Here is a 22,818-nt window from a genome sequence, read left to right as displayed (position 1 = left end):
TTAGGCCGCAGGAAAGCGTAGAGCGGCACAGCCTTTCAGCGCGGCGGCGTCCTCCAGGATGCAAAACACCGGGGCTGTGAGGTCGGGAAACCTCGGATCCGCTTGGCAATAGGCTGCGACAAATGCGGATCCGCCAGGGCCTGTCAGCAGGCTTCGCGCCACGGAGCCGGCAAAATACAGCCCGCCCAGGGGCAAAAACCCCTTCAACAGATTGCGGCTCAGTAGAGCGAGCAATTGCGCATAAAAGGTGACAAAACCGGTGCCTTCGACGTGTAGAGGCGCTGCCATGATCTCGGCGGCACTGCGGGGCGGGGCATGTGGCGCAAAGGCTGCATGCAGGGCCGTAAACCCACGGCCGGAGAAACAGCACTCCACAGTGGTGAAATCTTCTGCTTTTGAACCAATCTGCGCCACCAACGCCTGATGCAGGTCCAGCGGCAGCGCGACATGGCCGTATTCGGATTTCAGACAGGTTACACCCTCAGGGGTGGAAATCACCGGGCTAACATTGAAGCCAGTGCCAATCCCGATGACCAGCTTCTGCGACAGAGGATCTACTGCCCGCACAGGGTAAACCTCAGCAAGATCATTATGGGTCAGATCCACAAGGCTGTGACCTAACGCACTAAGATCATTCAAAAAATGAACCGGGATCCCCCCCATGTCCCGGGACAGATCCGGTGCGGAAAGCTGCCAGCCCCGATTGGTGATTTCTGCGGTTTGACTGGCAGCGGCGCCATTGACCGGACCGGCAAGCGCAACAACCATTTCAGCAATCCCGGGCGTGCCAAAACTGGCCAGATATCGCTCCAAAAGATCAGAGAAACTGGCAAAATCCTCATTCCGGTAGCTCTGCACCGATTTGAGCGATTGCCCCGCTGCCGGGACCAGCGCCAGGCGGCAATTGGTGCCGCCAAGATCAGCAACCAGACGCATCATATCAGTTCAACCGCTCGCCGGTGTCGGGCGCAAAGAAGGACACCTTGGCCAGATCAAAAGCCAGATCCAGCATAGCACCGGGCTGGGCCTTGGTTTCGGCATGTAGCCGGGCCGTGACCTGTTTACCGCCCAGTTCAGAGACCACATAGGTATCCGCTCCGGCAGGCTCGACCAGATCAATGCGGCACTGGGCCGATTGCACCGCAGCACCGCTGCGAAACCCGGTCTCGGCAATGTCTTCGGGGCGCAGGCCAAGGATGACATCCTGCGGCAGGTCCTGCACAAGCGGGCTTTGCAGGACTATCGGCGCGCCCTCAGTGCGGGCGATCTCGATCTGGATGCCATCTGCGATCGCCTGCGTGCGGGCCGGGATCAGGTTCATCGCGGGTGAGCCCATGAAATCAGCGACAAAGAGGTTTGCCGGGTGGTTGTAGATCTCTGCCGGGGTGCCGATCTGTTGCACCACGCCCCCCTTCATCACCACGATCTTGGTGGCCAGGGTCATGGCCTCGATCTGGTCATGGGTCACATAGACCATGGTGGCGCCCAGGTTTTGGTGCAGCTTTTTGATCTCGGAGCGCATGCTGACCCGCAGCTTGGCATCCAGATTGGAGAGTGGTTCATCAAACAGGAACAGTTTGGGATCGCGCACCAGAGCGCGCCCCATGGCCACCCGCTGGCGCTGACCGCCCGACAGCTGTCCGGGACGGCGATCCAGCAGCGGTTCGATCTGCAATTGCTGTGCCACCTCGGCCAGTTTGCGGGCCTGGGTGGCGGCATCAATACCGCGCACTTTCATACCAAAGGTGATGTTTTTCGCCACCGTCATGGTGGGGTAAAGCGCATAGGACTGGAACACCATGGCGATGTCGCGATCTTTGGGGCTGACTTGGGTCATGTCACGTCCACCAATGCTGATCGATCCGCCAGAGATGGGCTCCAGTCCGGCAATGCAATTGAGCAGGGTGGATTTCCCGCAGCCAGAGGGGCCGACCAACACCAGGAAATCGCCGGGATCGATGGCAACATTGACCTCCTTCAGGATTTCCACCGCGCCGTAGTTTTTGTTGAGGTTTCTGATGTCCAGAATTGGGATCATAGCATTAGCCTTTGACAGAGCCGGCGGTGAGGCCGCGAATAAAGTATTTTCCAGCAACCACATAGACCAAGAGGGTTGGCAGGCCTGCGATGATCGCGGCGGCCATGTCGACGTTGTATTCTTTGACGCCGGTGGTCGAGTTGACGATATTGTTGAGCGCCACAGTCACGGGTTGGGTGCCGGCCTGACTGAAGCTCACCCCAAACAGGAAGTCGTTCCAGATCTGGGTGAACTGCCAGATCACCGTGACAACGATAATGGGCAGGCTCAGCGGCAGAAAGATCGACCAGAAGATGCGGAAGAATCCCGCGCCGTCGACCTTGGCGGCCTTGACCAGATCGCTGGGGATGGTGACGTAGAAGTTGCGGAAAAACAGCGTGGTAAAGCCGATCCCATAGATCACATGGGCAAAGATCAGCCCCGGAATGCTCCCCGCCAGCCCCATCAGCCCCAGCATCCGGGCCATTGGCAGCAGCACCACCTGAAAGGGGATGAAACAGCCAAACAGCATGGCGGAGAAGATCAGATTGGCGCCGCGGAAATGCCATTGGGCAATGATATAGCCATTCGCGGCGCCCAGAAAGGTCGAGATCAGCACCGCCGGCACCGCCAGCAGCACCGAGTTCCAGAAATAGGGGCGCAGGCCTTCGCATTGGATGCCGGTACAGGCCCCGGACCAGGCGCTGCGCCAGGCGTCAAAGGTGACCTCGCGGGGCAGGGCCACCAGGCTGCCACTGCGGATTTCCTCCAGGCTCTTGAGCGAGGTGGTCACCATGACAAAGAGCGGCAGCAGATAGAACAGCGCAAACAGGCCCAAGAGGGAAAACAACAGCCAGCGCAGGGCGATCTGTCCGGGCCGGGCCTGTGCGGAAAGGGTGGCTGGCGTGGGGGAGAGGTCAGACATGTTTCGCCCTCAGTTCGGAATAGAGATAGGGAACGACAATGGCAAAAACGACGCCCATCATCACCATGGCAGAACTGGCTGCCTGACCAATGTCGCCGCGCGAAAAGGCCATGGCATACATATAGGTGGCGGGCAGATCGGTGGCATAACCCGGCCCACCGCCGGTGAGGGCCACCACCAGATCAAAGCTCTTGATTGCCAGATGCGCCAGCACGATAAAAGCCGACAGGAAAATCGGCGCCATCGAAGGCAGGATGATGGCGGTATAGATCCGCCAGCCGGGAATGCCATCGATCTGGGCGGCCTTGATGATCTCACCGTCGACGCTGCGCAGCCCGGCCAGAAACAGCGCCATTACAAAGCCAGAGGCCTGCCAGACGGCGGCAATCACCACCGCATAGATCGCCATTTCGGGATCAATCACCCAGTTGAAACGAAAGCTCTCAAAGCCCCAGCCCCGCACCATGGCCTCGATGCCGAGACCTGGGTTCATGATCCATTTCCAGGCAGTGCCGGTGACGATCATCGACAGAGCCATGGGGTAGAGGTAGATGGTGCGCAGCACGCCTTCGACGCGGATGCGCTGGTCCAGCAGGATCGCCAGCAGCAGCCCTAGCGCCATGGCGATACAGATGAACAGGGCGCCAAAGAGCAATAGGTTGTCCATGGCAGTGTCCCAGCGTGGCGCCGCCAACAGCCGCTTATACTGGATCAGCCCATGCAGATCGTATTTCGGCAACAGTTTTGATCGCGTCAGGGAGATCCAGGCCGTCCAGCCAATAAAGCCGTAGACAAAGATGAGGATCGCCACAAACGAGGGGGCCAGCACCATCTTGGGGATCTGACGTTCCAGCCATGCGCGCATAGGGTCGTGCCTCTTTGGGGTTTGCCCCGCCCCGATAAAACACCGGGGCAGGACGGCTCATGTGAGTGGAGCGTGGGTCGGGATGATCAGCTGTCTCAGTGCGAGTTTGCCACTGCGGTAACCAGCATGTCGACCGCATCAGCCGAGGACATGTCGGAATTGAAATGCGCCGTGACCACATCGGTGATGGCCCCGGACTGGGCGCCCCGCATCGCCATGCCATGGGCATAGCTGGGCAACAGCGAGCCCTCTTTGGAGCTGGTTGTCATCTCAGCGGCTGACAGATGGGCACAGGAGTCAAACTCCTCCATCGCCACATCAACCCGCGCCGGGATAGACCCCTTGTTGAGGTTAAAGACCTTCTGGAAGTTCTGCCCGACGATCAGCTTGGCCAGGAGCTCCTGACCTGCCTGTTTGTCGTCACCATCCACATCGAACATGGCAAAACTGTCGACATTATACAGGAACCCTCCACCCGGTGCCGAGGCGCAGAGGAAATCTTCGCCCGGCACCTTGCCGGCGGCCAGGAACTCACCCTTTGCCCAATCCCCCATGATCTGAAAAGCGGCCTCGCCGTTCATCACCATCGAGGTGGCGAGGTTCCAGTCGCGACCGGGGAAATTGCTGTCCACATAGCCGCGCATCTTGCGCATCTGGTCAAAGACCGCGACCATCTTGTCTGATCCCAGCATTTCTGGATCCAGATCGACAAAGGCCTGGTCAAAACCTTCGGAGCCGAGAAGGCCAAGGGCGACAACCTCAAACACCGTGGCATCCTGCCAGGCCTGGCCACCATGGGCCAGCGGGATCACCCCGGCCTCCATCAGCTTGTCAGCGGCTGCGTTGAACTCTTCCCAGCTCTTTGGCATCGCGATGTCATTGGCCTGCAGGATCTCGGCATTGGCCCAGAGCCAATCCACCCGGTGCACATTGACCGGCGCGGCGCACCACTGGCCCTCACATTTCATATGGGCCGCGATCGAGGCGGGCAGGACCTTGTCCCAGCCCTCGGCTTCAGCCACTGAGGAGATATTGGCCAAAACGCCTTCCTCATACCATTCCTGAATGGCAGGGCCTTTCAGCTGCACCGCGGTGGGAGCATTGCCCGACAGCACGCGGGCGCGCAGGGCGGTCATCGCAGCGTCGCCACCGCCGCCTGCCACCGGCATATCGGTCCAGGTGCCGCCATTGGCGGAAAACTCCTGCTGCAGCACCGCGACGGATTTGGCCTCCCCGCCCGAGGTCCACCAATGCAGCACCTCTGCTTCGGGGCCGGCCTGGGCCATGGATGCTGCCACAAGTGCCAGCGTGGATGCTGCGGTAAATACGGATCGTCTCATGATGTCTTCCTCCCGAGTGTCAACCAAGAGCCAGGGGGCTCTTGTGGATTGCGCTGGCTGCTTCTGTGGCAGGCCTGAACGCAAAATCGCCGCTTGGGCGACTGTATTGCCATTAGCCTGCGCCGGGACAGGGGGCTGTCGCAATGGTTGAACAGGCCTGTCCGGCGGGGAGGGGTAAGAAATCTGCGGCTTCCGTTACAACTTGTTACCTAGCTGTACCTTTGGCAGCAAAAATGGGGCAGTCTTGCTGACAGGGGCCAGATGCTGGCCGACACATATGAGCACAGGCAGAGACAGAACCGATGACGATACCCCGGCTCTTGGTGGTGGACGACGACGCGGAGACCCGCGCCATGCTGACGCAGTTCTTGCAGCAAAACGGCTTTATCGCCCATGCGGCCCAAAGTGAGGCAGAGATCCGGGCCTGCATGCAGGCGGGCCGGGTGGATCTGATCCTGCTGGATGTGATGCTGGGCTCCGAGAGCGGCGTTGAGATCTGCGCCCGGCTGCGTGCCGAGCAGGATGTGCCGATCATTCTGGTCTCAGCCCTGTCGCAGGACCACCAGCGTATGGCGGGCTATGAAGTCGGGGCAGATGACTATGTGGCCAAGCCTTTCAACCCGGATCTGTTGCTGGCGCGGGTGCGGGCCGTTCTGCAGCGGGCCAGCCGCAGTGCTTCGCTGGTTTATCGGCGCCGGCTGGCGCTCTTTCGCTTTGCTGGCTGGAGCTATGATGGCAAGCGTGACGAGGCCTTGTCGCCCGAAGGCTTTCAGGTGGCGCTGTCGCAGCGCGAAAGCAGCCTGCTCAAAGTGTTTCTGGCCAACCCCCATATCCCGCTGAAGCGTGAGGAAATCCAGGCGGCCTTGCTGGAAGGTCTCACTAGTGGTGGCAGTGGGGACAGTGACGGCTCTGGGCGGGCAATCGATATGTTGGTGGGGCGGCTGCGGTCAAAGATTGAGAGCGACCCCAAAGACCCCAAGATGCTGCGCACCGCGCGGGGCATTGGCTATGTGCTGGCGGTGGATGTCACCGAGGAGCGCCCCGCGTGAGGAGGGGCTGGACCCTAAAGGCGCAGGCACGCCTGTGGATCCTGGTAGGTTTTGCCATTGGATTGGGGGCGGCGGTGTTGTGGCTGCAATCCACGCGGGCCTGGGATCAGTATCTGCAACGCAGCCAGATGGCGGGCGTTCTGCTGTATCAAAGCCTGCAAAGCACTGCGCCTTTGCCCGAGGGGCTGGCGATCCGTACCAACCCGCAGCCCTCATCAGGTCAGGAGGGTGAGGCGGCGCCGCACAAACGTCCCGTGGTCCAGGGCGGCGGCATTGTCACTGAAATTTCGATTCAGGCGGGATCAGAGCAGGGATCGAACCGGGGATCGAACCAGGGGCCAGGCCTCGGCACGGTACTGCGGTTGATGATCGTGTCCGACCGGTTGCGCTATGCTGTGGCCGATCTGGTGACCGCGCCGCAACAAACTGCGGCGCAGCAATTGGGGGCGGTCACCCAGCTTCTGGCGCGCCATTGCAGCGATCCGGAGGTCTTTGCGCAATATGGCGACAGGGGGTGGGTGCGGATTGAGGGGAGACAGTATTGGGGCTGTCAGGCGGCTCCAACTGATCTGCGCCTGCTGGCGGCAGTTTTGGCGGCGGTGGGGCTGGCGATTGTGCTGAGCCAGAGCGCCGAGACCAGCGCCAGCTTTGGCGGTTTTGCCCGGTTGCTGCGTCAACCACGGGTGCTGGGCGGGCCGGACAGCTATGCCTCACCCGGTCCGGCGGAGTTGCAAGAGGTTGTCTCGGCGGTGAATGATCATTTGGCCGGGGCGCGGGCGCAGATTGAGAAACGCGCCACGGTGCTGTCCGGGGTCAGCCATGATCTGGGCACGCCTGCCACCCGGCTGCGGCTGCGCGCGGCGCTGATCCAGGATCCGAGCCTGCGCCACAAGTTGGAAGCCGATATCGATGGTATGACCGGCATGATCGAGAGCGTGCTGACCTATACGCGCTCGGAACTCAGCCTCGAGGTGCCTCGTCAGATCTCGCTGACGGCATTGGTAGAGGCCCTGGTGGCGGACTATCAGGATCTGGACAGGCCGGTGAGCTATCAGCGCAGGGAGCCAGAGGTGGTGCAGGGCGGGCAATCGCTGTTTTCGGCGCGCGCAGGGCAGGGCGCTTTGCCGGATGCGCGCCGGGTTCTGGTGACGGCCCGGCCCATCCTGTTGCAGCGCGCGCTGACCAATCTGGTGGACAATGCCTTGAAGTATGGACGCCGCGCCGTGGTGCGGCTGGAAGCAGACTCGCAGCGCGCCTTGATCACCGTCGAGGATGAGGGGTCGGAATTGACCGTGGTCGAGATCGAAGAGGTGCTGGCGCCGTTTCAGCGTGGCGCCAACAGCAGTGCCATAGATGGCTTTGGTCTGGGGCTGACCATTGTTGCCACCGTTGCCGAACAACATGGCGGGGCACTGCGGTTTGAGCAGGGCAGGCAGGGGCTGCGGGCGCAGCTTGAAATTCCGCGCCACTAGCTCCGGTATATTGAGACTGAGGGGATGGAGGCTGCTCTATCGTTGGTCGATCAGCGGATCAGGCTTGGCGAAGCTTTCAAGGTCTTGCTGATTGGTGACAGTGATCTGCCTGCCGGTCACGGTGACCCCGTAGGGGCGCAGGCCCTTGAAGGCGCGGCTCAGGTTTTCAGAGGTCATCCCCAGAACCGAAGCCAGCCGACGTTTTTCCGCATCCAGCGTAAACACTGCTCCACCGCCACAGCGATGCTGTTGACGCAACAGATAATTGGCCAGCCGTTCCAGCGAGGTGCGCAGTTTCAGATCCTTGGTGTTCTTGATCACGCCACGGTAGCACTGGGCCAGCTCATCCACGATGGCGCGGGCAAATCCGCCGTCCTGATCAAACACCTCACGCACGTTCTGGCTGGGGATCAGCATGATCCGGCTTTTCTCCATGGTGCGCGCCGACATCAGATAGGGCGCATCACGCACGGTGGCCGCCAGAATAAATGTTGTGATGGGCCGGACTGTTGCCATGCTGGTTTCACGATCGTTCCAGCTGGAGAACAGATCTACAGACCCGGTAAGCAGGATATGCAGGAAATCACTGGGGTCGCCCTCTGAAATCAATTCGATCTGTGGCGGAAAGTTCTGCACATAGGCCGCCCGGATAAGGCTCTGAAAATGCTGGTCCTCCATGTCGGAAAACAGGTGCAGATCCCGAATTTCTTTTGTGTATGAATCGGGCATGCCTAGCGTCACCAGCTGAGTATTTGTTCGCATGTTGATCGCCTATCCACTTGATAAATGTCAACTCCCCGCTTGCGATATATCCGGACTTCCCTTGATCAATAGATGAATCTGAACTGACAAATTTTGTTAAGTCATTTATTTTGCTACATTTATTTTGTTTTCATGATCTGGATCAAACTGCCTTGAGCAATAAGGGCGCAGGTCTGCATCCAAACTCGCCTAAGCGGGTCTTTCGTAAAATTCGGAGGGACACCGATGGAAATTCAAAACAAGGCAACCAGTCTCTGGGGGAACTTCTTCAACGTGAAGATGGTGCAGATCCGCACCTTCCACATGACCTGGTTTGCGTTCTTCTCCTGCTTCTTCGCCTGGTTCGGTATTGCGCCGCTGATGATCATCGTGCGCGACGAGCTGCAACTGACCAAATCACAAGTGGGCTGGTCGATCATCGCCTCGGTGGCGGTGACGGTCTTTGCGCGCTTCTTTATCGGCTGGCTCTGTGACCGGATTGGTCCAAGGCTTTCCTATACTTACCTGCTGATCTTTGGCGCCTTCCCGGTGGCTGGTATCGGCCTGGCGGACAGCTTTGAGACCTTCCTGTTCTTCCGCCTGCTGATCGGCATCATCGGCGCGGCCTTTGTAATCACCCAGTACCATACCACCGTGATGTTTGCGCCCAATGTGGTGGGGACCGCCAATGCGACCTCCGCCGGTTGGGGGAACCTAGGTGGCGGTGTCACCCAATTTGCCATGCCCATGGTGTTTTCGGTCTTTGTGGTTGGCTTTGGGTTTTCCGAGGCCGTTGGCTGGCGCCTGTCGATGATGGTTGTTGGCTGTGTGATTTTTGTGGTTGGTATCGCCTATTACTTCCTGACCCAGGATGCTCCCGAAGGGAATTACAAGGAGCTGCGTGAACAGGGTAAACTGCCGCCCAAGAAATCGGTCACCGCTGACTATTTCCGCGCCATGGCAGACTACCGGGTCTGGATCCTGTTCATGATCTACGGCGCCTGCTTTGGCATCGAGCTGACCGTCAACAACGTCGCGGCGCTTTACTTTTATGACTACTTCGACCTGAGCCTGGTGGCTGCGGGCGGTGTTGCGGCCTCCTTTGGTCTGATGAACATCTTTGCCCGGACCCTGGGCGGCATCTTTGGCGACAACTTTGGTGCGCTGTGGGGCCTCAAAGGTCGCAGCTTCTGGCTCTTCATCGTGTTGCTGGGCGAAGGCTGTGCCTTGATGGTGTTCAGCCAGATGCAGGTGCTGTTCCTGGCGCTGCCCATGCTGATCATCTTCTCGCTGTTCACTCAGATGGCCGAGGGCGCAACCTATTCGGTGGTTCCATTCATCAACAAAAAAGCACTTGGCGCGGTAGCCGGTGTGGTTGGTGCGGGCGGTAACGCCGGTGCGGTGGCTGCGGGCTTCCTGTTCAAGGGCTCGATGGAATGGCCTGATGTCTTCTTTGTCATCGGTGTCACAGTCGCCTGTGCCTCGGTTCTCGCCTTCTTTGTGCGCTTCACAGAGGAGCAGGAAGAAGAGGAGAAGGCCAACTTCGAAGCAGCCTCATTGGAGGCCCTGCGGGTCCGGGCAGCACGCGCCAACACAGCGCTGGCCCAGTCGGTCGCCGTGGTCGAGGAGTGGAACGCCAAGCATCCCGACGATGTGAAATCCTAAATCCTGAATTCTAAAATGACGGGCCTTCCCCGGCCCGTCGCAACCTCATGATGAGGAGGGAAAAAACGTGGGACAAGACCTAAGAAACTACACTCCAGAGGACGAGAGCTATTGGGCCTCTACGGGTAAGGCAATCGCCACCCGGAACCTGTGGATCTCGATCCCCTCGCTGCTCTGCGGCTTTGCGGTTTGGCTCTACTGGGGCATCATCACCGTTCAGATGATCAACCTTGGTTTCAGCTTTGAAAAATCCGAGCTGTTCACCCTCGCGGCCATCGCCGGTCTGACCGGCGCGACACTGCGTATTCCATCGACCTTCTTTATCCGCATCGCGGGTGGTCGAAACACCATCTTCTTTACCACAGCGCTGCTGATGATCCCCGCCGTTGGGGCAGGTATTGCGCTGCAGAACCCTGATACACCCCTGTGGCAGTTCCAGATCCTGGCCTTCCTGTCGGGTATCGGTGGCGGTAACTTCTCCTCCTCGATGTCCAACATCTCCTTCTTCTATCCCAAAAAGGTGCAGGGCTATGCGCTGGGCATGAATGCGGGCCTGGGCAACTTTGGTGTGACCACCATGCAGATCGTTATCCCACTGGTGATGACCTTTGGTCTGTTCGGCGGCGAGCCAATGATCCTGGAAAACACCTCCGGCACCCTGATTGGTAAGATCCCATCGGGCACCGAGACCTATATCCACAACGCGGGATACGTCTGGTTGCTGGCCCTGATCCCGCTGGCCTTTGCCGGATGGTTTGGGATGAACAACATTCGGGATGAGCACGTCAGCCCTGACATCCCAAGCCCCGTTGGCGCGTTTTCGACCATCACCTTCATGCTGCTGATCGGATTTGTTGCGGCTGCGATTGGTCTGTGGCTGATGCTGCCTGCCAAGGTGGGTGGCTCCGGCTTCATGATCTCCAAATGGATCGTTTTGCCCATCGTGATCGCGCTGACCGTGTTCATGCTCAAGCTGATCCCTGGTCAGGTTGGTCAGAACCTGACCCGTCAGTACAAGATCTTTGGCAACAAGCACACCTGGGCGATGACCGTGATCTACACCATGACCTTTGGGTCCTTCATCGGTTATGCGGCGACCTTTGCCCTGGCGATCAAAGTGGTCTTTGGCTTCCAGCACGTTGAGGTTGACGGCATCATGACACATGATCTGGCCAACCCGAACGGCCCATCTGCCCTGATGTATGCCTGGATGGGGCCCTTCATCGGCGCCTTGATCCGTCCCGTGGGTGGCATGATTGCTGACAAACTGGGCGGTGCCCGGGTTACGCAGTGGATCTCGATTGTCATGGTGGCCTCGGCCCTGGGCGTCGCCTACTTCCTCAAGCAGGCCTATGTCTCGGCAACACCTGAGCAGTATTTCTTCCCCTTCATGGTGCTGTTCCTGATCCTGTTTGCCGCCACCGGTATCGGCAATGGCTCCACCTTCCGCACCATCGCCGTGGCCTTCAACAAAGAGCAGGCTGGCCCGGTCCTGGGGTGGACCGCCGCTGTTGCTGCCTACGGCGCCTTCATCATCCCCAAAGTGTTTGGTGAGCAGATCAAAGCCGCAACACCAGAGTACGCGCTCTACGGTTTTGCAGTCTTCTATGGGGTCTGCATCGCGATCAACTGGTGGTTCTACCTGCGCCCCGGCGCCTACATCAAGAACCCTTGATTTGATCGAAACCGATATGCCCCGGCCACTGGCTGGCCGGGGCAAGCCCGCCAAACTGCCCGCTAATCCGCCGCTTTCTCAAGGAGAGACCCCATGAGCCATCTGCTCGACAGGCTAAACTTCCTTCAGTCCAAAGAACTCGAAACATTCTCCAACGGTCATGGTCAGGTCACCCGTGAAAACCGCGACTGGGAAGATACCTACCGCAATCGCTGGCGCCATGACAAAGTGGTGCGCTCCACCCATGGGGTGAACTGCACCGGGTCCTGTTCCTGGAAAATCTACGTGAAATCCGGGATCGTCACCTGGGAGACCCAGCAGACCGACTATCCCCGCACCCGTCCAGATCTGCCCAACCATGAGCCACGCGGCTGTGCCCGTGGTGCCAGCTACAGCTGGTATCTCTATTCCGCCAACCGGGTGAAAAACCCGCTGGTCCGTGGCCGCCTGATGAAGATCTGGCGCAAGATGCGCGCCACCATGAGCCCGATTGAGGCCTGGACCAAGCTGCAGAATGACCCCATCCTGCGTGCCTCCTATGTTGAGACCCGCGGCAAGGGCGGCTTTGTGCGCGCCACCTGGGATGAAGCGACCGAGATCACTGCGGCGGCGAACTCCTACACCACCAAGACCTACGGCCCTGACCGGATCTTTGGCTTCTCGCCGATCCCCGCGATGTCGATGATCTCTTACGCGGCGGGTTCGCGTTATCTGTCCCTGATGGGCGGCGTCTGCATGTCCTTCTACGACTGGTACTGCGATCTGCCACCTGCCTCGCCGATGATCTGGGGCGAGCAGACCGACGTGCCTGAATCCGCTGATTGGTATAACTCCGGCTATCTGCTGCTCTGGGGCTCCAACGTGCCACAGACCCGGACACCAGATGCGCATTTCTATACCGAAGCCCGCTACCGTGGCACCAAATCCGCTGTCATCTGCCCCGATTATTCCGAGGCCGCCAAGTTTGGCGATGTCTGGCTGAACGTCAAACAGGGTACCGATGCGGCGCTGGGCATGGCCTTTGGCCACGTGATCTTGCGCGAATTCCACCTCGACCGTCAGGCCGAGTATTTTGAAGAGTATTGCCGCAAGTATTCCGACTTCCCCATGCTGGTGAAGCTGGAAGAAAAAGACGGGCGGATGCTGCCGGGCCGCTTCCTGCGCGCCGATGATCTGGATGGCAAACTGGGTGAAGAGAATAACCCGGAATGGAAAACCATCGCCTGGGACGAGGCCACAGGTGGTCTGGTCGCGCCAAATGGTTCGATCGGCTATCGCTGGGGCGAAGATGGTGAATGGAACCTGCAGGAAAAAGCCAAGGATGCCGACACCACCCTGAAAATGTCGCTGATCATGGAAGAAGACCATGATGATGTGCTGGGTGTGGACTTCCCCTACTTTGGTGGCGAAGCAACCGAAGCCTTTGCAACAGATGCAGACCATCCTGATGTTCTGACACGCAATATTCCGGTCAAAACCATCAAAACCGCTGAAGGCGAAATCCAGGTCGCCACGGTCTTTGACCTTTACTGTGCCAATTACGGTCTCGACCGGAACCTGGGCGGTGACTGGGTTGCCAAAGACTACGACGATGAGATGCCCGGCACCCCTGCCTGGGCTGAAAAGATCACCGGCGTCAGCCGGGATAAGATCATCCACGTTGCTCGCGAGTTTGCGCAGAACGCTGAAAAGACCGAAGGCAAGTCCATGGTCATCATCGGCGCTGCGATGAACCACTGGTACCACATGGATATGAACTACCGTGGTGTCATCAACATGCTGGTCATGTGTGGCTGTGTGGGTCAATCCGGCGGTGGCTGGGCGCACTATGTGGGCCAGGAAAAACTGCGGCCACAAACCGGCTGGCAGCCGCTGGCCTTTGCCCTTGATTGGGGTCGTCCACCCCGTCACATGAACTCCACCTCGGCCTGGTATGCCCACTCTGATCAGTGGCGCTATGAGACCCTGGAGGCGGATGAGATCCTGTCGCCAACAGCCCCTGAGGGTGATTGGGACATCAACCTCATCGACTATAACGTTCGCGCCGAGCGCATGGGCTGGTTGCCCTCTGCACCACAGCTGAAAACCAACCCGCTGGAAGTGGCCAAACAGGCCAAAGAGGCTGGCAAGGATATTCCGACCTATGTGGCGGAGCAGCTGAAGAGCGGCGAGCTGGAAATGTCCTGCGAAGACCCGGATGCGCCAGAAAACTGGCCGCGCAACCTCTTTGTGTGGCGCTCTAACCTGCTGGGGTCTTCCGGTAAGGGCCATGAATACTTCCTCAAGCACCTCTTGGGGACTGATCATGGCGTCATGGGTAAGGATCTTGGCGAAGAAGGCCGTCAACTGCCGAAAGAAGCCAAATGGCACGAGGAAGGCCCACAGGGTAAACTCGATCTGCTGGTCACCATCGACTTCCGGATGAGCACCACTGCGGTGTATTCCGATATCGTGCTGCCAACTGCCTCCTGGTATGAGAAGAACGACCTCAATACCTCGGATATGCACCCGTTCATCCACCCGCTGCAGGCGGCTGTGGATCCGGCTTACGAGAGCAAATCCGACTGGGAGATCTTCAAATCCATCGCCAAGAAGGTGCAGGAAGTTGCCCCCGAGATCCTCGGTCAGGAAACCGATATTGTTGCGCTGCCTCTGCTGCACGACACCCCGGCAGAACTGGCCCAGGATCAGGTCAAAGACTGGAAGAAGGGCGAATGCGACCTGATCCCAGGCAAGACCGCGCCAAACTATGTGCCCGTCGAGCGTGACTACACAGCGATCTACGACCGCTTTGTGGCGCTTGGTCCGCTTTTGGACAAACTGGGCAATGGCGGCAAAGGCATCAACTGGAACACCGAGCACGAAGTGCAGCATCTGCGCGAGCTGAACGGTGAATGGGAAGAGGGCCCGGCCAAGGGCTGTGCCAAGATCGTCACCGACATCGACGCGACTGAGGTCGTGCTGATGCTGGCGCCGGAAACCAACGGCGAAGTGGCGGTGAAAGCCTGGGATGCTCTGTCGCAGAACACCGGGCTGGATCACACCCATCTGGCGCTGCCCAAGGAAGACGAGAAGATCCGCTTCCGTGATATCGCGGCGCAACCGCGCAAGATCATCTCCTCCCCGACCTGGTCCGGTCTGGAAAGCGAGAAGGTCTGCTATAACGCCGGCTACACCAACGTGCATGAGCTGATCCCATGGCGCACCCTGACAGGTCGTCAGCAGCTTTATCAGGATCACCTCTGGATGCGCGCCTTTGGCGAAGGCTTCATGTCCTACCGACCTCCGGTGGATCTGAAAACCATCACCAAGGATGTGCAGGACGATGGCGATAACCTGGTGTTGAACTTCATCACACCCCACCAGAAATGGGGCATCCACTCGACCTATTCCGACAACTTGCTGATGCTGACGCTGAACCGCGGCGGCCCGGTGGTCTGGCTGTCTGAAAACGACGCCAAAAAGGCCAACATCAAGGATAACGACTGGATCGAGCTCTACAACACCAACGGCGCTTTGACTGCGCGGGCGGTGGTGTCGCAGCGGATGAAGGATGGCACCACCTTCATGTATCACGCCCAAGAGAAAATCGTGAACACGCCCGGCTCTGAAAAGACCGGTCACCGTGGCGGGATCCACAACTCTGTGACCCGGACTGTTCTCAAACCCACCCACATGATCGGTGGCTACGCGCAGCAGTCTTACGGCTTTAACTACTACGGCACCGTGGGGGCCAACCGCGATGAGTTTGTTGTCGTGCGCAAGATGAAAAAGGTCGACTGGCTCGACCGCGAAGCGACCCAGAAGGAGGCAGCAGAATGAGAGTACGCGCTCAAATCGGTATGGTGCTGAACCTCGATAAATGTATCGGGTGCCACACATGTTCCGTGACCTGCAAAAACGTATGGACCAGCCGCGACGGTGTCGAATACGCCTGGTTCAACAATGTCGAAACCAAGCCCGGCACAGGCTATCCCACCGACTGGGAAAACCAGGACCGCTGGAATGGCGGCTGGGAGCGGACCCGCGGGGGTAAGCTGCAGCCCAAACAGGGCAGCAAATGGCGGATCCTGGCCAATATCTTTGGCAACCCGGATCTGCCCGAGATCGACGACTACTATGAGCCGTTTGATTTCGACTATGACCACCTGAAGTCGGCCCCCGAACTGGAGGCCTTCCCCACCGCACGTCCCCGGTCCAAGATCACCGGCGAGCGGATGGAGAAGATCAACAAGGGGCCAAACTGGGAAGAGATCCTGGGCGGTGAATTCTCGAAACGGTCGGAAGACTACAACTTTGAGGGCATCCAAAAGGAGATCTACGGGGAGTATGAGAATACATTCATGATGTATCTCCCCCGTCTCTGTGAGCACTGTCTGAACCCGGCCTGTGCGGCGTCCTGCCCATCGGGTGCGATCTACAAACGCGAAGAAGACGGCATCGTCCTGATTGACCAGGAAAAATGCCGTGGCTGGCGGATGTGTGTCTCGGGCTGTCCCTACAAAAAGATCTACTACAACTGGCAGAGCGGCAAATCCGAGAAATGCACCCTGTGCTACCCCCGGATTGAGAGCGGCAACCCAACAGTTTGCTCCGAGACCTGCGTTGGCCGGATCCGTTATCTGGGCGTGATGCTCTATGATGCGGATAAGATCGACGCGGCGGCCAATGCGCCGGGCGAGAAAGATCTTTATGACGCCCAGCTGGATGTCTTCCTGGATCCCAATGATCCGGCAGTCATTGCAACGGCGCGTGCAGATGGCATCCCCGAGGACTGGATCAAATCGGCGCAGGAAAGCCCGATCTGGAAGATGGCGATGGAATGGAAAGTGGCCTTCCCGCTGCACCCCGAGTATCGCACCCTGCCGATGGTCTGGTACATCCCGCCACTGTCGCCGATCCAGAACGCGGCCGAAGCCGGCGCAATTGGCATGGACGGCGCCATGCCGGACGTGCGCAATCTGCGTATCCCGCTGCGCTACCTCGCCAATATGCTGACCGCAGGCGACGAGGAGCCCGTGGCACTGGCGCTGGAACGGATGCTGGCGATGCGCTCTTATATGCGCGCCAAAACCATCGATGGTGTGCGTGACGAGGCCGTTGCTGCCAAGGTTGGTCTGGACTCCGCAATGATCGAGGACATGTATAAAATCATGGCCTTGGCGGATTATGAGGATCGCTTTGTCATCCCAACCACCCACCGGGAACAGGTTGAGGAAGCCTACGACCTGCGCGGCGGCTGCGGCTTTACCGATACCAATGGCTGTTCGCCCGGTATCAGCAAGGGATCGCTCTTTGGCGGCTCCAAGAAACCCCTGAAAATGCCTGAGGAGCTGCGCTAATGGACCGTACTCTCAAAGCAATCTCATTGCTCTTGAGCTACCCCACCCGGGAGCTTCAGGGCGCCATGTCGGAAATCGGAGGCGTGCTCGCCTCCGACACCCGGCTGACAGCTGCGGCACGGCGCGAGCTGCGCCCACTGGTGGATGCGCTGCGCGATGAGGACATCTACGATCTCGAAGAGAAATACGTCATGCTCTTTGATCGCTCGCGCACCCTCAGCCTCAACCTGTTTGAACACGTGCACGGCGAAAGCCGTGACCGGGGCGGCGCAATGGTTTCGCTTATTGAGACCTACCGTGATGGTGGGTTTGAGCCAAACACCACCGAGCTGCCGGATCACCTGCCTGTATTACTGGAATTCCTGTCGACGCGTCCCTTTGCCGAAGTACAGGACACTTTGGCGGACGCAGCCCATATCTTTAGTGCTTTGAGCGAACGGCTTTCCCGTCGTGAGAGCCAATATGGTGCTGTGTTCGCCGCTCTTTTACAGCTGGCAGGCGTCGAGGCCGACAAGGAGGCCGTGGCCGAGCTGCTGGAGCAGCCGGAAGTGGACCCCAATGATCTGGAAGCCCTGGATGAGGTCTGGGAGGAGAGCGAAGTGCTCTTTGGTCCCGATCCCAATGCGGGCTGTCCCCAAGTGCGCGATATGCTGTCGCGCATGGATGAACCCCAAAATCCTGCACCCGGTTCCACCGGTGTGGCGGCTGAATAACGGAGGCTCTCATGCATAATTTCCTATTTGGTATCTATCCTTACATCGCTCTTACTGTGGCGATTGTCGGGTCGATCGCGCGTTATGAGCGAGATCCTTTCACCTGGAAAACCTCCTCGAGCCAGATGCTGCGCCGCAAGCAGCTGATCATGGGTTCGGTCTTGTTCCACATCGGCGTGTTGGTGATCTTTGTTGGTCACTTTGTCGGCCTGTTGACACCGATTGCCATTTTTGACGCCCTTGGCATCAGCCATGGTTTCAAACAGGTTGGCGCGGTTGTCGTTGGCGGCATCGCCGGCGTGATGGCGCTGGTGGGCGGCGGTATGCTGTTTCATCGTCGCTGGACCGATCCGCGCATTCGCAAGACCTCCAGCACAGCGGATATCGTTATCCTGGCAATGCTCTTGGCGCAGCTGGTTCTCGGATTGCTGACCGTCTTTGCCTCGCTGGGGCATCTGGACGGCCATGAAATGGTCAAGTTCATGTCCTGGGCGCAGGGGATCATCTTCTTTGATGGCGCAGCGGCCTCCTATATCTCGGATGTGGCCTTTGTCTTCAAACTGCACCTGTTCCTGGGCCTGACCATCTTCCTGGTCTTCCCCTTTACCCGCTTGGTTCACATGCTGTCGGTGCCGGTGCGCTATATCTTCCGCCCTGGCTATCAGGTGGTGCGGTCGCGCCGCTCTGAACCTCTGCCAACCCGTGCTGGTCCGGTTGCCCCCGGCCGGTCCGCCAACAAGTAAGCTGGAGTAGATAGGATGAAAGCAGGCCTTTTCCCCGACCTCATCGTCAATGGTGAATGTGTGCCCCATGCCGTGGTTGCGGCAGAGACGCAGAACCATGAAGCCCCAACGGGTAAACCCGGCATCGCCTGGCGCAAGGCCGCCAATGCGGTTGCCGTGCGCACCCTGCTGTTGCAGGAGGCGCGCCGCCAAGGGTTGACCCCGGAGCCCGCCGAGGTCGAGCCGGGCCGCTTTGAAACAGATGAGGAGGCCCTGATCCGGGGCCTTCTCGAAACCTCTGTCGAGGTCGAGGCCCCGACGGAAGAAGAGGTAAAGTCAGAATGGGCGCGGGATCCTTCACGGTTCCGCTCACCACCTCTGTGGGAGGTCTCGCATATTCTTTGTGCCTGTGATCCCCGCGACAAGGAGGCAAAGGAAAAGGCGCTGAGAAAGGCGAATGTGCTGAATGATCGCCTCAAGACCAACCCCAAGGATTTTGTGGCGCTGGCCAAGACTGACAGCGATTGCGGTTCCAAATCTGCGGGCGGTGCCCTGGGCCAATTGGGGCCAGGCGACACGGTGCCTGAGTTTGAAAAATTTCTGCATCACCTGGGAGAGGGTGAGATCACGCCAGTGCCGATCCTGTCCCGCCATGGCTATCATCTGGTGCGGATGGATGCAGTGGCAAAGGGGCAGGAGCTGCCCTTTGAAGCCGCCAAACGCGCCATCACCATCGCCATGGAAAAAGCCGCCTGGGCCCGCTCGGCGCAGGCCTTTGTGCAGGAACTGGCCGCGGGAGCCGAGATCACCGGCGCGGATCTGCAGCCGGTGACCTGAGGCGTAGGTCGGAAGAGGAAAACAACGGGGCAGGCAGCGGCTCTGCCCCATGCGATCAGTGCAAGGAAGAAGACAATGCAGATTGCCTATACAATGGCGCAGGGCCGCGGAGACACCGATCAAATCCTCCATCAACTGAGCCAGCGCCTCCTGGCCGCCGGTCATTCCCCCAGCGGCGTTGTACAGGTCAACTCAGAACGCAGCGACAGCTGCCGGTGTGACATGGATGTGCAGGTGCTGCCAAAGGGGCCCGTGATCCGCATTTCGCAATCCCTGGGCGAAAATGCCCGCGGATGCCGCCTGGATCCAGCCGCGCTGGAGGAGGCCGTTGCACTGACAGAACGCGCTTTGCAAGCCGGGGCGGAGATCTTGATCATCAACAAATTTGGCAAACACGAAGCTGAGGGACGCGGATTTCGGGCGGTGATCGGCGAGGCTTTGGCGCTGGAGGTTCCGGTTCTTGTCGGCTTGAACCAGCTCAACCGTGAGGCCTTTTTTGAGTATGTCGGAGACCTTGGGATCGCGCTTGCTCCCGATGTTGACACCCTGGAGGCCTGGGCCGGGGCTCAGCTTTGTCAGCCCCTATCACACACCATGAGCGCCGCTTGATACCGCAGATGCCGGTGATTTAGCGACCCATGCTGCTGTTGCCTGCGCGCCTGGCTTTGCTTTGCACAGCGTAAGTCATGGCCTTCTCCTTGTATTTTATGGTAAATTCACCGGAGAATCTGCTGGTCTCTTATGATAAGTGAAGCTGGGACAGGCTGCGGTGGCTGAAAATCTGCAAAGATAATCACGGCATGCGCGCTTTGTTAAGCGAATGTGAACACCTGTGCGGCAAATGTCAGAGGGTATGACAAGGTATTGGTGAATGGGTTTGGCCTTCTATAGGTAGGGTCGAACGGGAGAGGTTGCGTGGTGTTTGTTCCGTGAGAGGTCCTTCGACAAAACCTATCGGTGGGCTCTTGAAACGCGCCTATATCCCCGTTTTGATTGCTTTGGTCATGGTTGTCGCTGCCGGATATTATTCGGAACGGCAAAACCAGACCATTCACAACCAAGCGCTGCGGGCAGATGTACGCCGCGAAGCAAGTTTGCTGCAATCCAGTCTTGAAGGCGCGCTGAACGCGGATATCCAACTGGTGCGCGGATTGGTTGCAGTGCTTTCTACCGAACCGGATATGACGCAGGAACGCTTTACCCAGCTGGGGGAAATGGTCCTCGGAACACGGTCCGGCATCAGCCATGTTGCTGCCGCACCGGATCTGGTGATTTCGATGATCTATCCGCTGCCAGGCAACACGGCGGCCCTGGGGCTGGACTACAATAAGAACGACGCTCAACGAGAAGCGGCCTATAAGGTGCGTGATAGCCGAGAAATGGTCCTCGCCGGGCCGGTGCAACTGGTACAGGGCGGCGAGGCCTTTATTGGTCGGTTTCCGGTGTTCACCGGATCCGGGAAAAACCGCCGGTTCTGGGGTATCTTGTCTTCGGTGATGAAAGCCGAACCGCTGTATCAGGTACATGGATTCAACGCTCCTGATCTGGGGATCGAAGTTGGACTGATTGGGCTGGACGGAATGGGGGCCGAGGGGGCGCAGTTCTTTGGCGACCCGTCCATTCTCACGGATAACCCGGTGACCCTGGATATCCCGCTGCCGGTTGGATCCTGGCAGATTGTAGCGCGGCCCAAGGGGGGCTGGTCAGCCCGCAAGGTTAACCCCTGGCCCTGGCGTCTGGTGATCTTTGTGGCGGGTGTCTTGATTGTTGTCCCTATTTACACAGCGGGCCGTTTGTCGGCGGCGCGGCGCGATGTCATTTGGACGCTGAAGCGGCGCGAACGTCAGTTGGAAACCCTGTCCCGTCGGCTTGAGATCGCGGTGGATATATCCAAGATCGGCATTTGGGAGCTGAACACAAAATCCGACGATACCATATGGGATCCGAACCTGCGTGAAATCTATGGGTTCAAACTCAATGATCCGATTGAGATTGGAACCTGGGAACGCTGTTTGCACCCGGATGATCGCGAGCAGGCGGTTTTTGAACACCGTAAGGCCTCTCATGCCGGGGGCAGCTATACCTCGGAATTCCGCATCGTTCTGGCCAGCGGCGAAATACGCCATATTCGCAGCATGGGCACCGCCTATGCCGATAGCGATGGCTGGTTGCGGATGATTGGGGTCAATCTGGATGTCACGCGCGATGTGCATCTGCGCGAAAAACTGATCGAGGCCAATGCGGCCTTGTTGCAGCGCAACAATGATCTGAATGACGCCAAGACCGCTGCCGAAAGCGCTGATCGGGCCAAATCAGAATTCCTCGCCAATATGTCCCATGAGATCAGAACGCCGATGAATGGCATCCTGGGCATGGCGGAGCTGATGTCGGAATTTGATCTTGGCTCGGAGGAGAAGGAATATCTGAGTACCATTCAGGATTCCTCAAATGCGCTGCTGAAGATCATTAATGACATTCTTGACCTGTCCCGTCTCGAAGCGGGGCGCCTGGCGATCAGCCCGGTTGATTTTGATCTGCGCAACTGTGTGGCTGGCGCGGTCAATCTGTTGCGGCCCAAAGCCCGTGAAAAAGGCCTGTGGGTTTCGGTGAATTTTGCCCAAGACCTGCCGGAACGGGTGCATGGGGATGATGGTCGATTGCGGCAAATTCTGGTGAACCTCATTGGCAATGCCGTGAAATTCACTTCTGAAGGTGGCGTAGATATCAAGGTCAGTTGCGATGATGAGGATCCCTACCGCCTGACGATTGCTGTGGAAGACACTGGAATTGGCATCTCCGACAGTCAGGCGGAGTATATTTTTGACCGCTTCAAGCAGGCGGATGCGGCTACCACGCGGGCCTTTGGCGGCACTGGTTTGGGGCTGACGATTTCCAGCATCCTGGCCAAACGCATGGGCGGTGGCATTGATCTGTGCCGAGTTAAGGAAAATGGATCATGCTTCATTTTGAACATTCAATTGGAACAGGCGGAGAGCTGCAGCACTGTTACTCGGGTCGAAGCGATAATGGACACGGCGGCTTTGGCAGGCTGTCGGGTGTTGCTGGCGGAAGACAACAGAACCAATCGCCTGCTGATCAGCAAATATCTGGCCGATCTGGGGATCACCCTGCTTGAGGCGCATAATGGCCGCCAGGCGGTCAACATGTGTCAGCAAGAGGCCCCCGAAATCATCCTCATGGACATGGCCATGCCGGAGTTGGACGGGCTGGCCGCGACGCGGGAAATCCGGGCTCTTGATATGGATCAGCCGGTGATCGTTGCGCTGACTGCAAACGCCTTTGACTCCGACCGCGAGGCCTGCTTGGCGGCGGGAATGGACTACTTCCTGCAAAAACCCATCAGCAAATCCGTGTTGTTGCAAACCTTGACCATGTTGCGGATCGGTCAGGACGAGACGCCGGGCCTGTCCGGCTGACCCTTGGCGGTGCAAAGG

General features: G+C 58.8%; 17 protein-coding genes. 11 read left to right on the top strand and 6 right to left on the bottom strand.

All coding sequences use genetic code 11. The annotated features are described in order from the left end of the window. The 5 genes from ED661_RS08425 to ED661_RS08405 form a co-directional block, all read right to left on the bottom strand. Positions 1-939, bottom strand: a complete 939-nt coding sequence (locus ED661_RS08425; protein WP_122073484.1) for a glucokinase — start codon at positions 937-939, stop codon at positions 1-3. Between the two features lies 1 nt (position 940). Beyond that, positions 941-2,038, bottom strand: a complete 1,098-nt coding sequence (locus tag ED661_RS08420; RefSeq protein WP_122073483.1) for an ABC transporter ATP-binding protein — start codon at positions 2,036-2,038, stop codon at positions 941-943. A gap of 4 nt (positions 2,039-2,042) precedes the next feature. Next, entirely contained in the window at positions 2,043-2,942 is a 900-nt protein-coding gene (locus ED661_RS08415; protein WP_122073482.1) for a carbohydrate ABC transporter permease, read from the bottom strand. Then, positions 2,935-3,807, bottom strand: coding sequence for a carbohydrate ABC transporter permease (locus tag ED661_RS08410; protein ID WP_122073481.1), 873 nt, complete (start codon positions 3,805-3,807; stop codon positions 2,935-2,937). Before ED661_RS08410 ends, ED661_RS08415 begins: the two co-directional genes overlap by 8 nt. 95 nt (positions 3,808-3,902) lie before the next feature. Beyond that, positions 3,903-5,147 carry an ABC transporter substrate-binding protein gene (locus ED661_RS08405; protein ID WP_122073480.1) on the bottom strand — a complete coding sequence of 415 codons (1,245 nt, stop codon included), beginning with the start codon at positions 5,145-5,147 and terminating at the stop codon, positions 3,903-3,905. 302 nt (positions 5,148-5,449) lie between these two features. Here ED661_RS08405 and ED661_RS08400 point away from each other — a divergent pair, with 302 nt between their 5' ends. Together ED661_RS08400 and ED661_RS08395 are read left to right on the top strand one after the other, a co-directional pair. Continuing rightward, on the top strand, positions 5,450-6,196 hold the full coding sequence (locus ED661_RS08400) for a response regulator transcription factor (RefSeq protein ID WP_122073479.1): 747 nt from the start codon (positions 5,450-5,452) through the stop codon (positions 6,194-6,196). Continuing rightward, positions 6,193-7,668 (top strand): ATP-binding protein, encoded by a 1,476-nt coding sequence (locus ED661_RS08395; RefSeq protein WP_122073478.1) that lies wholly within the window; start codon positions 6,193-6,195, stop codon positions 7,666-7,668. The genes ED661_RS08400 and ED661_RS08395 overlap by 4 nt, the downstream gene beginning before the upstream one ends. 36 nt (positions 7,669-7,704) lie before the next feature. On the opposite strand, the gene ED661_RS08390 is transcribed toward ED661_RS08395, so the two are convergent. Beyond that, positions 7,705-8,430 (bottom strand): helix-turn-helix domain-containing protein, encoded by a 726-nt coding sequence (locus ED661_RS08390; protein WP_348457064.1) that lies wholly within the window; start codon positions 8,428-8,430, stop codon positions 7,705-7,707. Between the two features lie 225 nt (positions 8,431-8,655). Between ED661_RS08390 and ED661_RS08385 the strand changes: the two genes are divergently transcribed. From ED661_RS08385 to ED661_RS08345, 9 genes are all read left to right on the top strand, one after another. Further along, positions 8,656-10,074, top strand: a complete 1,419-nt coding sequence (locus tag ED661_RS08385) for an MFS transporter (RefSeq protein ID WP_122073476.1) — start codon at positions 8,656-8,658, stop codon at positions 10,072-10,074. Positions 10,075-10,141: 67 nt separating this feature from the next. Continuing rightward, entirely contained in the window at positions 10,142-11,749 is a 1,608-nt protein-coding gene (locus ED661_RS08380; protein ID WP_122073475.1) for an MFS transporter, read from the top strand. A gap of 93 nt (positions 11,750-11,842) precedes the next feature. Further along, positions 11,843-15,571 carry a nitrate reductase subunit alpha gene (locus ED661_RS08375; protein WP_122073474.1) on the top strand — a complete coding sequence of 1,243 codons (3,729 nt, stop codon included), beginning with the start codon at positions 11,843-11,845 and terminating at the stop codon, positions 15,569-15,571. Beyond that, on the top strand, positions 15,568-17,091 hold the full coding sequence (gene narH / locus ED661_RS08370; RefSeq protein WP_122073473.1) for a nitrate reductase subunit beta: 1,524 nt from the start codon (positions 15,568-15,570) through the stop codon (positions 17,089-17,091). Before ED661_RS08375 ends, narH begins: the two co-directional genes overlap by 4 nt. Further along, a complete protein-coding gene (gene narJ / locus ED661_RS08365; protein WP_122073472.1) occupies positions 17,091-17,804 on the top strand; it encodes a nitrate reductase molybdenum cofactor assembly chaperone in 714 nt (237 codons plus the stop codon). Before narH ends, narJ begins: the two co-directional genes overlap by 1 nt. 11 nt (positions 17,805-17,815) lie before the next feature. Then, a complete protein-coding gene (gene narI, locus ED661_RS08360; RefSeq protein WP_122073471.1) occupies positions 17,816-18,547 on the top strand; it encodes a respiratory nitrate reductase subunit gamma in 732 nt (243 codons plus the stop codon). A gap of 15 nt (positions 18,548-18,562) precedes the next feature. Continuing rightward, entirely contained in the window at positions 18,563-19,363 is an 801-nt protein-coding gene (locus ED661_RS08355; protein ID WP_122073470.1) for a peptidylprolyl isomerase, read from the top strand. A gap of 75 nt (positions 19,364-19,438) precedes the next feature. Further along, positions 19,439-19,972: a DUF2478 domain-containing protein gene (locus tag ED661_RS08350; RefSeq protein ID WP_122073469.1), complete on the top strand. Its 534-nt coding sequence runs from the start codon at positions 19,439-19,441 to the stop codon at positions 19,970-19,972. Positions 19,973-20,328: 356 nt separating this feature from the next. After that, positions 20,329-22,800, top strand: a complete 2,472-nt coding sequence (locus tag ED661_RS08345; RefSeq protein WP_371412420.1) for a response regulator — start codon at positions 20,329-20,331, stop codon at positions 22,798-22,800. Positions 22,801-22,818: the final 18 nt, after the last annotated feature.

The organism is Pseudophaeobacter sp. EL27 (genome assembly GCF_900313025.1).
Classification (GTDB): Bacteria; Pseudomonadota; Alphaproteobacteria; order Rhodobacterales; family Rhodobacteraceae; genus Pseudophaeobacter.
Note: the sequence above shows the minus strand (reverse complement) of the source record. Positions and strands in the feature narration are given on the sequence as shown.